The following is a 13,598-nucleotide window of genomic DNA, read 5'->3' on the forward strand; positions in this document are numbered from 1 at the left end:
GGGAGGTATTGAATGATTCTATTTCCAGCAATCGATATTCAAAATGGAAAGTGTGTACGTTTAGTCCAAGGAGATTTTAAACAAGAAACCATCTATCATGACTCGCCGCTTGAAGTCGGAAAAAAGTGGCTTGACCAAGGGGCTGAATGGCTGCATGTAGTCGACCTGGATGGCGCTAAAACGGGTCAATCCGTGAATCGTGAAGCGATTATTGAACTTGCAAACACCTTGCAGCTGCCAATCCAAGTGGGTGGAGGCATTCGTACTATCGAAGCGATCGAAGATTATTTATCCAATGGAGTCGAACGGATCATTCTCGGGACATCGGCTATAAAGGATCCCGACTTGTTGAAGCAAGCGGTTACCCGATATGGTAAACGGATTGCTGTTTCCGTAGATGCTAAAAATGGAAAACCGACGACAGCTGGCTGGACAGAAGATTCAACAACAGATGTGTCGACGTTAGTACGAGAGCTGGAACAGGCAGGGGTCCAAACCATCATCTATACAGACATAGCGAAAGATGGGATGCTCGCAGGACCTAATTTTGAAGAGCTTCAAAGTTTACAGAAAGAAACAGAGATGGATATTATCGCTTCAGGAGGCGTCACGACTGTAAGGGATATTGAAAAACTACAACAGGAATCCCTGTATGGAGCCATTGTCGGAAAAGCAATCTATGAAAACGGAACACGATTCCAAGAAATGATGGAGGTTTTATAAATGACTAGAAGAAAAATTATTGCCTGTCTGGATATCGATAATCGACGTGTTGTGAAAGGGAAGAAGTTCCAAGACGTAAAAGAATTAGGGGATCCTTTAGAGCTTGCGAAAAAGTACGAAGCAGAAGGCGCGGATGAATTAGTATTTTACGATATCTCTGCTTCAGTTCAACAACGCGGCATGTTTCTGGATTTGATCCGCCAGATTGGTGAAAGCATTGAAATTCCCTTCATTGTTGGTGGTGGGATCCAAACACTTTCGGACGTGGAACTTGCAATCGAAGCGGGAGCGGACAAAGTCTCCATAAACAGTGGAGCACTGAAAAATCCTGACTTACTTCGTGAAGCATCTGAGCGCTATGGTTCCAGCAGAATCATGTTGTCCATGGACGTCAGTCAATCTGAATCGGGTCAATGGACGGTATTTGCTAAAGCAGGTAATGAAGATACGGGAATGGATGCAATAGAATGGGCGAAAGAGGCTGAGCGGCTAGGTGCAGGGGAGATTGTTGTAAATTGTATCGATGAGGACGGAATGAGAAATGGATATAATCTGGAGCTCACAAGCTTGGTCGCAAATTCTGTTTCGATTCCGATTGTTGCAAGCGGAGGCGCAGGGAGTGCGCAGCATATCCGAGATGTATTTGAACAAACAAATGCTCAATCAGCACTCGTAGCCTCTGTTTTGCATTTCGGGATTGTGTCTTTAGACGACCTTCAACAAGTAGTTAAAGAGGGTTCTTATGGGGACTGATTCAATACGCTTTAACAGCGAGGGTTTAGTTCCTGCTATTATTCAAGATGCCCGGACCGGTGCAGTCCTCATGCTCGCTTATATGAATGAGGAATCGTTACAAAAGACAATTGATACAGGGGAAACGTGGTTCTTTAGCCGATCACGGAAAGAACTCTGGAACAAAGGAGCAACATCAGGAAACAAACAGATTGTGAAGCAATTGGACGTTGATTGCGACCGGGATACCATTCTGGTTCAAGTCGAATCAGCTGGCCCCGCTTGTCATCTAGGAACAGAAACCTGTTTTACTCATGACGAGCAACAAGACGTCCGAAAGCAACGTACTATTGTTCAACAAGTTGCACAGCAAATTCAAAATAGGAAAGACAATCCTCAAGAAGGTTCTTATACTACGTACCTCTTCCGTGAAGGAATCGATAAAATCTTGAAAAAAGTAGGAGAGGAGACGACAGAAGTAGTAATTGGAGCGAAGAACAATGATTTGGATGAAACTGCAAACGAGCTTGCCGATTTGACGTACCACATTCTCGTGTTGATGGAAGAGCTGGGGCTTTCAATTGACGACGTAAAAGCTGTATTGAAATCACGCAGACTGCAAGAGGAGGGAAGTCAGTGAATGCACTATGGAGTGACATGGTCAAACGGACGGAGCCATATACTCCAGGAGAACATGTGAATGGAGAAGAGTGGATTAAACTGAACACAAACGAAAATCCCTATCCACCTAGTCCTCGTGTGTTTGAAGCGTTGCAGCAGGAACTGACATCGAATTTACGAAAATATCCCGAGTCGGATCCAAAAGAACTGCGAAACACTCTCGCAGAATTACATCAAGTTTCTGCGGATCAAGTGTTCATAGGAAATGGATCGGATGAAGTACTGGCATTTTCATTCATGGCGTTCTTTTCACCAGGCAAGCCGATTGTATATCCTGCAGTCACCTATTCGTTTTATCCGACGTACGCAGCGTTATTCAATATTTCATACGACACGATTCCCCTTCAGGAAGACTTCACCTTGGATGAAAAAGCATTATATAAGTCAGAAGGGGGAGTTATCTTCCCAAACCCGAATGCACCGACAGGGATTGCATTACCGCTTGCAGGTGTTGAAAGAATTGTTAGTGAAAATCAGGGACGCATCGTTATTGTAGACGAAGCCTATGTCGATTTTTGCAGTGAGACAGCCATTCCTTTACTCGAGCGTTTTGACAATTTACTTATAATCCGTACGATGTCGAAATCCCGTTCATTGGCTGGCCTCCGAATTGGATATGCAATTGGTTCAACAGAGATGATTGAAGCTCTGAATCGCATTAAAAACTCGTTCAACTCTTATACGATCGATCGGTTAGCATTAGCTGCTGGCGTTGCTTCTGTTAACGATAAGGACTATTTCGGTGACACGATACAAGCAATTATCCAGACCCGTGAACAAGCGAAAAAGATATTCGAGTCCCTGGGGTTCACAGTACTACCCTCTGCTGCGAATTTCTTGTTTGTCCATCATCCGGAAATTCCTGCAAAACAACTCCACAAAAGCTTGAAATACAAACAAATCCTCGTCCGGCATTTTTCCAAGCCAGAGACCGAAGAGTGGCTGCGTGTCACAATCGGATCTGATGATGAAATGAAACAGTTCTTTGAAAAGTTATTTGAATTAGTGAGGATGTGGACAGACAAAAGTTCGGCATATTGACGTCTGAAATAGTTCTCACCTGGCTCAATTGTTTGATATAGTGGAGTCAGATAGAGAATGGGGGAAATATGATGACAGAACAATTACCGAATTGTCCTCAATGCGGCTCGCCGTACACGTATGAAGATGGATTGCAATTCGTATGCCCAGAATGTGCATATGAGTGGACTGCAGGTGAAGAGCTTGTCCAAACAGAGCAATTGGATGTTAAAGATGCGAATGGCAATCCATTGCAAGATGGAGATACTGTCACAGTCATCAAAGACTTGAAAGTGAAAGGCAGCTCGTCTGTGCTGAAAATCGGCACAAAAGTAAAAGGGATTCGTCTTGTGGACGGCGATCATAACATTGATTGCAAAATCACAGGATTCGGTGCGATGAAATTGAAATCCGAATTCGTCAAGAAGGGTTAACCGATGATGAAACTATTCAATTCTAAAACAGTCGATATCGTTTTTGCAGTCCTACTCGGATACTTCGCATGGAACCGATATGCAGATGGACATACGGGAGTCGCCATTCTACTTGTCGTAATCGCATTGCTGAATATCGTAGCATTCATGGCTAAACTGAATATCGAGAAAAAAGTGAACCGGAATAAGTGACTGACAGCGACTCTTTACAGAGCGCTGTTTTTCTTTTGCAGAAGGATGTGGAGAGTACTGCATCGTTTAGAGAACGATTGAGAAGGAATAAGTAATTATAGTGTAAAAGGAAAGTGGTTATAAAGAAGAGAAAACTCTTATTCCGTTTACCGTATTTATGTGTAGAGGTATGACTTGCTTTCTTACTCAGCCATTACTCACCGCCGTTAACGGAATGACAGTATATGTGGTGGAGGATTGCCTATATCATTCTTGGAATCACCGGGACAGAACTACTTGGAATTATGGCCAAACAAAAAAATGGATGGTCTGTGCGGTACACTTACTCTGTTCATGCTGACTTTGGACAATTTATGTGAATGCAACAGTTGCTTGTGAAAACTAGAAAACTGTTTATTTTCAACGATGCCCATTATCTTGCAAAGCTGTTGTGTCTTAATGAACAATCCTGTACAATGGACGGATGAAATGCATTATCTGAAATGAGGATGTCTAATGAAAAAATCAATATATGGTCTAACGTTTGACCAACTTACCGATTGGCTTATTGAAAATGGGCAGAAGAAATATCGTGCCGTACAAGTTTGGGATTGGTTGTATAAAAAACGGGTCACTCAGTTTTCCGATATGAAGAACATCAATGGTGACTGTGTGGAATTGTTGGAAGCGAACTTTGTGATCCAGTCATTGGAACAAGCAGTGAAACAAGAGTCTGAAGACGGTACCATCAAGTTCCTTTTCAAAATGCAAGATGGTAACTTGATCGAAACAGTCTTGATGAAATTTCCATATGGCCATTCAGTCTGTGTGACGACTCAAGTCGGCTGTAACATCGGATGCAGTTTCTGTGCAAGTGGATTATTGAAAAAGAGCCGTGACTTGAACTCTGGAGAAATCGTCGAGCAGATTATGAACGTGCAGCATCACTTGGATTTGAAAGGCAATGACGATCGAGTGAGCCATATCGTCGTCATGGGAATCGGAGAACCATTCGATAACTATGATAATCTGATGAATTTCTTACGTGTTGTTAACGACCAAAAAGGTTTGATGATCGGCGCCCGTCACATAACTGTATCGACAAGTGGATTGACACCAAAAATTCGTGATTTCGCAAACGAAAACATCCAAGTCAACTTGGCCGTATCATTGCACGCTCCGAATAACGAGTTGCGTACTCGCATTATGAAAATCAATCGGGCATACCCAATCGAAAAATTGATGGATGCCATTGACTATTACTTGGAAACGACGAACCGACGAATTACTTTTGAGTATATCTTGTTGAATGACGTGAATGATCATGTCGCTGAAGCAGAACAACTCGCGAAATTGCTTTACAACAAACGTCACTTGTCGTATGTGAACTTGATTCCGTATAATCCGGTCGATGAGCATGACCAGTACACGAGAAGTGAGCCTGAGAATATCAAGAAATTCTATGAGACGCTTAGGAAGAGGAACATTGTGTGCGGCGTGCGTATGGAGCAAGGTACGGATATCGATGCGGCTTGCGGTCAATTGCGAAGTAAGCAGATTAAGAAGGAAAAAGCATTGTAATTTACTTGATCTGCAACTAAAAAGCAGAACGTGGGAGTGTTTGAACTCCACGTTCTGCTTTTTGCTGTCTTCTATTTGTTCTTCCCTATGAGGATTACGATGAATTGAACAATTAATCCTACACCTAGACTGAATGAGGAGAAAATATAGACGGAAAGGACTCCAATGGATTGTCCAAGTTCTCCTTCAATCGTAAGGATACTACGGAAAAATTCCTCAAAACTGATGATCATCCCCGCCATGAAGAACCAAAATGCGATAGGCAACTTGTAAAATAATAGCAATAACGCAATGAGTCCCACTGTTAATGCAAATACGGAAAAGGCAAGATAATTTTTCCAACCTAAATCCACTCCACTAATTGTACGAACACCGATAATAAAAAGTACCAACGTCGATAATCCAGTAAACAAACCGATTTTCCCTAAGTGACGGTCCATACGATGCACCTGCTTTCCATCCAACATCATACCGAAAATGGAACGTTTCTGCACACAAAAAAAGCACAACCTCGTGAACGAACGAGGTTGTGCGGATTACATATAGGCTTATTTGTTGGCAATAACGACAAGTTTCCCTTTGTCGAGTTCGCTCTCAGCTGCTGCTGCGTCTTCTTCAGTGAGACCAGCACCGTGCATCTTGCTGCGAAGTTCGTCCCCACGAGAGCTGAACATGTTCTTCATGGAATCGAGGAAGCCTTGCTCCTTCACACCAGCTTTTTCAGTGTCCAATGCGTCTGTAATATGATCTCCGCGTTTCTTATCATGTGCGAAAACATAAATTTCGTCATGAGTGTAACCTTTGGATGTTAGCTCATCTACTTTTGCCTTTGCTTGGACTGCGTTTTCTACATAATATTTTTCTACCATGTGTAAATCCCTCCAATAAGTAATTGCTTCTTTGTTGCTCTAGTGTATGTATACCACCATTGCATCCAGGTTAAACAACTATCGTTAAAATGGAGTTCAATCCATACGCAAGAGAAGGAAGAAAGAGTGAAGCATCAAAGATATAAATCGCCTCTTATACGTTTAAATGATTTCAAGAAAAAGGTTGGGTCGACATTGACATGGAACGACCGGACGCCTTGATTTGTATGAAGATAGAACAAGCACGTTCCATCTGAAAACGGTCGATAGGAACAGTCATGGATCGCATGGATAGGATAGGAATTTTGCTGCGAAACGATCTTGCTTTCATGCAGGGCTAGCGTGCAGACTGCTGTAGTTACCGTCTGCTCAATCCAACCTACTGACTTATGTGGAACCGTATAGGACAACGTCGCAATTGCTTCTGAGTCCAAAGAATCCCTCCTAAATCGTCTTATTTCATATAGTCTTTTACTGTTTTTAGTAAATCATGTACATAATCTTCATCAACATAGTTGAATTCACTGATCAGTTTACCATCTTTTGCAATCAGGTAAAAATTTGTTCCGTGGATGACTTGATCGGATGTTTCAGGTTTTTGGATGATCGTTTGGAAATTATCTCTGGCGAAGGTGGTGATTTCTTGAGCGGAATAGCCCGTTAGAAAATGCCAATTAGTTTCGTCGTCTGTGAACTGAGCAGCATATGCTTTTAACTTGTCCGGTGTATCCACTTCAGGGTCAGCAGTGAAGGAAACAAATTGGACATCCAAGTCGTGTTTCTTGAACTCTCGCTGCAATGTGGCCATTTCGGAAGTCATCGGAGGACAAACGGTTTCACAATTTGTAAATATGAAATCTGCTATCCAGACTGTATCTTCTAACTGTTTCAATCCGAATGCTTCCCCTTGCTGATCTATAAAAGTGAACGAAGAAATTTCTCTGATCGGTGTTTTAGGTGAAGAGCAGGAAGACAGTAAAACGATCACTGCTAGCATAATAGGGACGACTCGAGTTGCATTCATGTTGCCTCCTCCTCTTCAGTAAACATCGGTAAGTCAATTGTGACAGTCGTGCCAGTAGCAGGATCGCTGTCCATATTGAACGTACCGTGATGAAGTCGGACGATCTCTTTTACAATGGACAAACCAAGCCCCGTTCCACCTGTAGTCCGTGTTCTGGCTTTGTCTGTACGGAAGAAACGTTCTCCCATCCTACTTAAATCTTCCTTGGAAATTGTTAGTCCTTCGTTTTGGACTTCATAACGAACATTAGCACCGTGCTCAAATAATCGGATTTGAACAGTCCCGCCGTCAGATACGTACTTGACAGCATTATCAATCGTATTGTAAAAAACTTGTTGAATCCGATCAGGATCTCCGAGGATGATCAAGTCCTCTTCTACTTCAAGCTTGAGATGAATGGATCGAGACGATAAGTGGATTCGGAACAAATCCACAGTGTCGACTAGCACTTGTGCCACGACAATCGGTTCAGTATCAACAGTGAACAGTCCTTCTTGAAGATGGTTTAAATCAGTCAGGTCGTTGATCAATTTACTGAGTCTTGCGGTTTCTTTTTCAATGGTACTGAGGTAGTTCTCAGAATCCGGATTAGAATTTTGAGACTCGCTGATCTGTTTTAACGCATGCGTATATCCGCTAATGTAAGTGAGCGGCGTCCGCATTTCATGTGCCAGATTGCTTGTGAATTCGCGTTTTCGTTCTTCTTGTGCTTCCAGTGACGAGCTCATCGTATTGAAGGCCCGAGCTAACTGACCGATTTCATCGGAACGTTCTGTAGCCACCCTGCCCGAATAGTCTCCATGAGAAATGTTGGCAGCCAATCTTTCTAATTTCCGTAACGGACTGAAAAGGGAGCTCCATACGCGGTTGATAAGTAAGAAAAGTATCAAGAAGAATCCTGAACCTGCAGCGATCAGTAAAGGGATGCTTTCTTTGAACACATCTTGGATTGCAGCAAGAGGCACGTAGATATAAATAAAACCAATCAATGAATCTTTTCCTCGAATTGGAAAGATGGCTCCTAGAATTTCACGATCGAATTCTTCCACATATCCTTTTTTTACAACGTAGGACCCTTTTTCAAGAATTTTTCGATCCGAACGATCCACTAAGCTTTCGTAGTTAACTTGGTAAGGAAAGTAAGAGGATAGATCGTCAAGCTGATCGACAACAACAATTTCATATTCAGATACGACATTATACCATTGGATCTTTTCGATGATATCATCGCTTAGTTCTCCGAAGTGGTAGTGAGCGGCTGTTCGTTTTCCTTGATAGACAATCGATTCTTCAATGCTTTCCAAATACAATTTTGAATACAGGAAATGAATGAAGAAAAACGAAAACAGAATTGTAAATGCTAGGCTTAAAAAGAATAAGGATAAGATTTTTTTACTCAATGTCAGTTTCATCGGCTTAAACCTCGAATTTGTAGCCGATACCCCAGACAGTTTCTATTTTTCGACCTTCGTCACCTAACTTCAACCTCAACGTCTTAATATGTGTGTCGACGGTACGAACGCTACTATCGTGATCATCTCCCCAAACAATCTGGAGAAGTTCGTCTCGTGAGTAAACGCGTCCTGAATTTTTAGCGAGAACGTAAAGAATACCGAATTCTTTTAGTGTCAGTGACAAAGCTTTTCCATTCAATGTTGCACGGTGAGCTTCTTTATCGATTTCAAGTGGTCCGAATGAGAGTGCACTGTTTAACCCTTTCCGTTGGTAGGATCTGCGTAAGACAGAGGCTACACGTGCTAGTAATTCTCCTGGTAAGAATGGTTTTACAATATAATCATCACCATGTTTGAGACCTTTGATTTTATCCCATTCGTCACCCTTAGCCGACAAGAAGATAATTGGAAGGTCAATCGTTCGTTTCACTTCTTGAGCAAAGAGGAATCCATCCATATAAGGCATCATGACATCTGCTAAACAAAGATCTACCCGGATTTCATGCAGAAGGGAAAGCGCGTGAACTCCGTCTGTCGCTTCCACCACTCGATACCCATCAGCTTCTAAAAATGTACGGATCAGTTTTCTCATTTCTGCTTCATCATCGATTACCATAATTGTATACGACATCATTTGGTTTCCTCATTTCATCAATCGTTAATCAGTTCAGTTTCTCAAAAAACAGTGAACATTCCATGAAGTTTTCAGACTTCATCATTCCTTCGAATTTACTTAGTACAATGATGCTCATAACGTAATAATACTTGATAGCGGACAAACCGTTAAGCAAAAAGGAGCGAGATTCAATTGAAAAAAAGACATTTGGCAATTAGCACAGCACTCATCGCACTCTTAGCATCAGGATGCGGGCAAAATGATACAGAAACAAATGCAAGTGAGGACGAAGAAGTAGTGGTGGTCCCCATCTCCGTGGATTTAACCGTTCCTGAAACAGGAAAAGCGGGGGAAGCGATTCAATTAGAAGCTGCAGTCACTCAAGGTGATGAAAAAGTAACGGACGCAAATGAAGTTGAATATGAGATCTGGGAAGATGGAAAGAAAGAGGACAGCTGGAAGGTCAAATCGGATCAGAACACGGATGGTGTATACGAAGCGGAAGCAAAATTTGAGCATGATGGCGTATATCATGTGCAAGTCCACGTTACAGCGCGAGATATGCATACAATGCCGATGAAAGAAATCACAATTGGTGCAGGAACCCCTGATGATGAAGCTGAAAGCGAAGAAAGTCATGATCACCATGATAGTGCAGAAGGCTTCTCAATGCATTTCATGGAACCTGAAGCCGTGAAAGTGAATGAATCAGCAATGATGATCGTCCATTTGCAGCAAGATGAAAATCCGCTTGAAAAGGCACGCGTTCGACTAGAAGTTGTCGTGAATGACAAAAAGGATGAAGCGAAATGGGTTCAGTTAACCGAAGAGAAACCCGGCGAATATCATGGTGAAATGACATTTGACACAGCCGGAACAGCAAGTGTTACCGTCCATGTTGAAAATGATGCAGGCTTGCATGAGCACGAAACACACGAAATCACTATTGCAGAATAAAAGACTGTCATATTCGAAATTTCATCGAGAACTCTATATAATGTAGTAAATAGATGAAATGAGGGGATTTATAATGAACTATCCGGAAAAAACATGTTCCGTTGAAAGACTTGTCACAGTACCTGCAGATGTAGAAAAAGTACTGGAAGGTAAAAAGACTGCAACACGTAGAAATGGTGTTTACGCATACCCAGGTGAGATTATGGAGTTGGAAGGTAAGGAATTCAAAGTGGATTCACTTTACCAGCAAACACTGGGTGAAGTCACAGAAATGCATGCCCGTCAAGAAGGATTTGAAAGTTTAGACGCATACAAGCAATCGATTCTCGATATGCATGAAGGGATGAAATGGATTCCGACGATGAAAGTATGGGTGCACGAGTTTTCTCCCGTAACGAATTGATGGAAGTCATATGGACTTCTTCTATACAGTTATCGTCTACATTCATGTATTATCAGCAGTAGCCTCAGTAGGGCCGTTATTTCTGCTATTCCCGATCATTTCACGTGTCCGAATCGCGGTTTTGAGTGAGGCGGCAACTCTTCTCTCATTATTCAAATGGACAATACGCTTTGTGATGCATTCAGGACACGTCCTTGTAGTTTCCGGAGTGATCCTGATCTTGATTGGGCCCTGGCCATGGTATACTTCCTGGGTGATTGTCACGCTGGGCATTATGATGCTTTCGATTGTATTTCTCGCTAGCGGATTTTCCGTTATCTTGGACCGGTTTCCAAAAGAACCCGAGAATCGGGAAGACCTGTTAAAGAAGTTAACAAACACTTCGTGGCGGTACATAGGGTTACTCCTAATCATGCTCTATCTAATGGTTGCCAAACCGTCATTTTGGTGAAATCGACAAACTCAGGATTCTATATGATTTTTAAAATACAAAAAAGCAGCGGCTCAGTCAGTTCAAGCCGCTGCTTTTTCTGTATTTCAGTTTTCGTTGAGATTACTTAGCAGGTTGTGCTTCAGCATTGATTTCTTCTGTCAGTTGAACGAGCTGATCAATGAGATCGCCGATGTAAGCAATCGTATTGCGCAACGGTTCGTCAGTTGTAATATCGACACCAGCCATTTTTGAAAGTTCAGCTGGCGTTTTCGTACCGCCTGCTTGTAACACTTTCAACCAATCGTCGACAGCTGGCTGACCTTCATCCAACACACGTTTTGCAACTTCAGTGGAAATGGTGAGCCCTGCACTGTACGTATATGGATACAGACCCATGTAGTAGTGAGGCTGACGCATCCACGTAAGCTCAGCTCCTTCATTGATCTCTACAGTATCTCCCCAGAATTCTTCCAATACTCCGCGCTTCAGTTCGTTCAATATGGATGCATTGACGCTGCCGCCTGCATCGATTTTTTCGTAAACTTTACGCTGATATGCAGCTTCCAATAAGTGAGTCACGAAATTATGATAATACGTACGTGAAATGATGGATGAAATGACCCAGCGTTTGAACTTCAGATCCTCTGAATTCGAAAGAAGGTGGTTCGCAACGAGCATTTCATTCATCGTCGAAGGTGCTTCGATGAAATACGTCGATGGGCGTGAGTTGAACACGTTTTGGTGTTGATGGGCGTTATAGAAATGTCCAGCGTGGCCAAGTTCGTGCGCCAGGACGAATACATCTTCCATGCTACCTGTCCAAGATATCAGGATATACGGATGAGTGCCATAAGGACTTGAACAAAATGCACCTGTCGATTTGCCCTTGTTCTGTGCGAAATCTGTCCATCGTTCATCATACGAACGTTTCACCATATCCAAGTAGTCAGGGCCCATGATTGCAAGAGCATCATTGATATACTTCTTCGATTCTTCAACAGTGATCGTCGGTTCGTACGTAGCGTCTAATGGAACTTTCAAATCAGCAAACGTCATTTTGTCGAGCCCGTGCACGTCTTGAAGAAGTTTTGCATACTTGCGCATATGAGGAGCCAACTCGCTAGTGATCAAATCGATTTGACGGTGGTACATCGATTGGTCGACTTCCTGGTTGAACAGTAAGTAGTCAGTTACGCTCTCGTAGCCACGTAAATCGGATGTGATTTTCTCGAGTTGAAGATGAGAGTCATATGTTTTAGCTGTCGTATGCTGATAATCACGCAACTTAGCTGAAAACGCATCGAACGCAGCACGGCGTTTTTTCGTATCAGGCTCCGATTCCCAGCCACCTTCGAATGATACATAACTGAGAGGGTATGGTTTCCCATCGACTGTGAAATCCGGGAAATCCATATCGACCATTTTTGTAGTGTTATATAATCCGTAAGGTGCATCAAAAGCAGAAGAATAAGCAGCGAGTGCCTTTTCGACTTCAGGATGAAGGCGATACTGTTTTTCGCGAATGAGTTCCTTCAAATAATGGCTGTATTCTTCAGATTGCTCCATTGCTTGCTTTAAAACTTCCTCGGGCAGCTCCAGCAATTCACTCGTCACAAAAGAGAGTTGGCTTCCGACTTTAGCGGAGATTGAACCAAAGTGACTATCACGCATTTGTGCATCGTCGTCCGTCTGGTCAACACTCGCTGCTAAGCTTGAATATGTGCCAAGTGGAATGATCTGCATATAGATTGCTTCGAATTCTTTCAATACAGCCATTACATCTTCTGCTGATTGAATAGTACCTTGAAATTTCTTTGCAAGTGCTGCAACATCAGTTTGCAATGTTTCAAGCGCCTTGGAATAAGCAGCCTCCGTAGGGAATAAATCTTTTAGATTCCACGTTTCTTCTTGAGGTACTTCGGATCTTGGCGGTAATTGTTTAACCAATGAACTCTCTCCCTTATTTCGAATTCTGAACTATTTTCAGTATAAAACAAATAGAGTGAAATGTACAAAGATTTATAGAGTCCATTCATTTAGGAAGGGGAATGGCTCGATAGGATGAAGTTCACCATCCAATCCGCGTCAAATGGACCGTCCAGTACAGTATATTGCTCACCAGTTTCAGTGATGATCACACTGTCTTCCACCATGATGGTCACTAGATTTTCATCATGATCCTCAAGGCTGATCGTGAATTGGTTGAAATTCAATTCTTCCAACAGTTTTTGTGTATCCTCTTTCTGCAACTCATATCCACTTAGAAATCCCAGCAGACTGGCAATCTGTTCTTTGTCTGATGATACCCATGTAGGCTGTGTCCTATCCGTTGAAGAAGGTTTGGTGAAAATAAGTTGAGCTACATGGTCTTCATTCATTTGCAGCACTTCAGAGAATTTCTTCGCTGAAAATTCATTATTCGACTGGATCATGGCATAAGCTCCTCCTGCGAGTAGGAGAATTAGTAGAAACGCGCGTAATTTCATAGAAACGTCCTCCT

At 42.5% G+C, this 13,598-nt stretch carries 18 protein-coding genes; 10 read left to right on the plus strand and 8 right to left on the minus strand.

Features of this window, described 5'->3' with window-relative positions; genetic code table 11:
- The first annotated feature begins 12 nt into the window (after window positions 1–12).
- The 7 genes from hisA (at window position 13) to rlmN (ending at window position 5,342) form a co-directional block, all read left to right on the plus strand.
- Window positions 13–723, plus strand: a complete 711-nt coding sequence (gene hisA, locus H9659_RS05825) for a 1-(5-phosphoribosyl)-5-[(5-phosphoribosylamino)methylideneamino]imidazole-4-carboxamide isomerase (RefSeq protein WP_191688995.1) — start codon at window positions 13–15, stop codon at window positions 721–723.
- Window positions 724–1,476, plus strand: coding sequence for an imidazole glycerol phosphate synthase subunit HisF (gene hisF / locus H9659_RS05830; RefSeq protein ID WP_191688996.1), 753 nt, complete (start codon window positions 724–726; stop codon window positions 1,474–1,476). It abuts the gene before it with no gap.
- Window positions 1,466–2,095 carry a bifunctional phosphoribosyl-AMP cyclohydrolase/phosphoribosyl-ATP diphosphatase HisIE gene (gene hisIE, locus H9659_RS05835; RefSeq protein WP_191688997.1) on the plus strand — a complete coding sequence of 210 codons (630 nt, stop codon included), beginning with the start codon at window positions 1,466–1,468 and terminating at the stop codon, window positions 2,093–2,095. Before hisF ends, hisIE begins: the two co-directional genes overlap by 11 nt.
- Complete coding sequence (gene hisC, locus H9659_RS05840; protein ID WP_191688998.1) at window positions 2,092–3,177, plus strand: histidinol-phosphate transaminase; 1,086 nt, start codon at window positions 2,092–2,094, stop codon at window positions 3,175–3,177. The genes hisIE and hisC overlap by 4 nt, the downstream gene beginning before the upstream one ends.
- A 71-nt stretch (window positions 3,178–3,248) precedes the next feature.
- Window positions 3,249–3,590: a zinc ribbon domain-containing protein YjdM gene (locus H9659_RS05845; protein WP_191688999.1), complete on the plus strand. Its 342-nt coding sequence runs from the start codon at window positions 3,249–3,251 to the stop codon at window positions 3,588–3,590.
- 3 nt (window positions 3,591–3,593) lie between these two features.
- Window positions 3,594–3,782, plus strand: a complete 189-nt coding sequence (locus H9659_RS05850; RefSeq protein WP_191689000.1) for a hypothetical protein — start codon at window positions 3,594–3,596, stop codon at window positions 3,780–3,782.
- Between the two features lie 495 nt (window positions 3,783–4,277).
- On the plus strand, window positions 4,278–5,342 hold the full coding sequence (gene rlmN / locus H9659_RS05855) for a 23S rRNA (adenine(2503)-C(2))-methyltransferase RlmN (RefSeq protein ID WP_191689001.1): 1,065 nt from the start codon (window positions 4,278–4,280) through the stop codon (window positions 5,340–5,342).
- Window positions 5,343–5,413: 71 nt separating this feature from the next.
- Here rlmN and H9659_RS05860 read toward each other — a convergent pair whose 3' ends face one another.
- From H9659_RS05860 to H9659_RS05885, 6 genes are all read right to left on the minus strand, one after another.
- The gene (locus H9659_RS05860; RefSeq protein ID WP_191689002.1) at window positions 5,414–5,782 is read right to left on the minus strand and encodes a hypothetical protein; all 369 of its coding nucleotides are present in this window, start codon (window positions 5,780–5,782) and stop codon (window positions 5,414–5,416) included.
- A gap of 108 nt (window positions 5,783–5,890) precedes the next feature.
- Window positions 5,891–6,211: a general stress protein gene (locus H9659_RS05865; RefSeq protein ID WP_191689003.1), complete on the minus strand. Its 321-nt coding sequence runs from the start codon at window positions 6,209–6,211 to the stop codon at window positions 5,891–5,893.
- Between the two features lie 134 nt (window positions 6,212–6,345).
- A complete protein-coding gene (locus H9659_RS05870; RefSeq protein WP_191689004.1) occupies window positions 6,346–6,645 on the minus strand; it encodes a hypothetical protein in 300 nt (99 codons plus the stop codon).
- A 20-nt stretch (window positions 6,646–6,665) separates the two neighbouring features.
- Entirely contained in the window at window positions 6,666–7,235 is a 570-nt protein-coding gene (locus H9659_RS05875; protein ID WP_191689005.1) for an SCO family protein, read from the minus strand.
- Window positions 7,232–8,647, minus strand: coding sequence for a sensor histidine kinase (locus H9659_RS05880; RefSeq protein WP_191689006.1), 1,416 nt, complete (start codon window positions 8,645–8,647; stop codon window positions 7,232–7,234). Before H9659_RS05880 ends, H9659_RS05875 begins: the two co-directional genes overlap by 4 nt.
- A gap of 4 nt (window positions 8,648–8,651) precedes the next feature.
- Complete coding sequence (locus H9659_RS05885) at window positions 8,652–9,323, minus strand: response regulator transcription factor (RefSeq protein WP_191689007.1); 672 nt, start codon at window positions 9,321–9,323, stop codon at window positions 8,652–8,654.
- Between the two features lie 174 nt (window positions 9,324–9,497).
- Between H9659_RS05885 and H9659_RS05890 the strand changes: the two genes are divergently transcribed.
- The 3 genes from H9659_RS05890 to H9659_RS05900 all read left to right on the plus strand — a co-directional run bounded on the left by H9659_RS05890 (window position 9,498) and on the right by H9659_RS05900 (window position 11,116).
- Window positions 9,498–10,262, plus strand: coding sequence for a FixH family protein (locus H9659_RS05890; protein ID WP_191689008.1), 765 nt, complete (start codon window positions 9,498–9,500; stop codon window positions 10,260–10,262).
- A 73-nt stretch (window positions 10,263–10,335) separates the two neighbouring features.
- Complete coding sequence (locus tag H9659_RS05895) at window positions 10,336–10,665, plus strand: ASCH domain-containing protein (RefSeq protein ID WP_225217686.1); 330 nt, start codon at window positions 10,336–10,338, stop codon at window positions 10,663–10,665.
- A 10-nt stretch (window positions 10,666–10,675) separates the two neighbouring features.
- Window positions 10,676–11,116, plus strand: coding sequence for a hypothetical protein (locus H9659_RS05900; RefSeq protein ID WP_191689010.1), 441 nt, complete (start codon window positions 10,676–10,678; stop codon window positions 11,114–11,116).
- Between the two features lie 102 nt (window positions 11,117–11,218).
- Here the strand turns inward: H9659_RS05900 and pepF are convergent, their stop codons facing one another.
- Together pepF and H9659_RS05910 are read right to left on the minus strand one after the other, a co-directional pair.
- Window positions 11,219–13,045 (minus strand): oligoendopeptidase F, encoded by a 1,827-nt coding sequence (pepF, locus tag H9659_RS05905; RefSeq protein WP_191689011.1) that lies wholly within the window; start codon window positions 13,043–13,045, stop codon window positions 11,219–11,221.
- Between the two features lie 89 nt (window positions 13,046–13,134).
- Window positions 13,135–13,584 carry a hypothetical protein gene (locus H9659_RS05910; protein ID WP_191689012.1) on the minus strand — a complete coding sequence of 150 codons (450 nt, stop codon included), beginning with the start codon at window positions 13,582–13,584 and terminating at the stop codon, window positions 13,135–13,137.
- Window positions 13,585–13,598: the final 14 nt, after the last annotated feature.

It is taken from the genome of Sporosarcina gallistercoris, assembly GCF_014836415.1.
Lineage (GTDB): Bacteria > Bacillota > Bacilli > Bacillales_A > Planococcaceae > Sporosarcina > Sporosarcina gallistercoris.

Excerpts from the sequence above, each read along its gene's own strand:
- H9659_RS05860 (WP_191689002.1), bottom strand. The coding sequence starts at position 5,782 with ATGGACCGTCACTTAGGGAAAATCGGTTTGTTTACTGGATTATCGACG.
- hisIE (WP_191688997.1), top strand. The coding sequence starts at position 1,466 with ATGGGGACTGATTCAATACGCTTTAACAGCGAGGGTTTAGTTCCTGCT.
- rlmN (WP_191689001.1), top strand. The coding sequence starts at position 4,278 with ATGAAAAAATCAATATATGGTCTAACGTTTGACCAACTTACCGATTGG.
- H9659_RS05845 (WP_191688999.1), top strand. The coding sequence starts at position 3,249 with ATGACAGAACAATTACCGAATTGTCCTCAATGCGGCTCGCCGTACACG.
- H9659_RS05895 (WP_225217686.1), top strand. The coding sequence starts at position 10,336 with ATGAACTATCCGGAAAAAACATGTTCCGTTGAAAGACTTGTCACAGTA.
- hisF (WP_191688996.1), top strand. The coding sequence starts at position 724 with ATGACTAGAAGAAAAATTATTGCCTGTCTGGATATCGATAATCGACGT.
- H9659_RS05865 (WP_191689003.1), bottom strand. The coding sequence starts at position 6,211 with ATGGTAGAAAAATATTATGTAGAAAACGCAGTCCAAGCAAAGGCAAAA.
- hisA (WP_191688995.1), top strand. The coding sequence starts at position 13 with ATGATTCTATTTCCAGCAATCGATATTCAAAATGGAAAGTGTGTACGT.
- H9659_RS05910 (WP_191689012.1), bottom strand. The coding sequence starts at position 13,584 with ATGAAATTACGCGCGTTTCTACTAATTCTCCTACTCGCAGGAGGAGCT.
- H9659_RS05885 (WP_191689007.1), bottom strand. The coding sequence starts at position 9,323 with ATGATGTCGTATACAATTATGGTAATCGATGATGAAGCAGAAATGAGA.
- H9659_RS05900 (WP_191689010.1), top strand. The coding sequence starts at position 10,676 with ATGGACTTCTTCTATACAGTTATCGTCTACATTCATGTATTATCAGCA.
- H9659_RS05875 (WP_191689005.1), bottom strand. The coding sequence starts at position 7,235 with ATGAATGCAACTCGAGTCGTCCCTATTATGCTAGCAGTGATCGTTTTA.
- H9659_RS05850 (WP_191689000.1), top strand. The coding sequence starts at position 3,594 with ATGATGAAACTATTCAATTCTAAAACAGTCGATATCGTTTTTGCAGTC.
- H9659_RS05880 (WP_191689006.1), bottom strand. The coding sequence starts at position 8,647 with ATGAAACTGACATTGAGTAAAAAAATCTTATCCTTATTCTTTTTAAGC.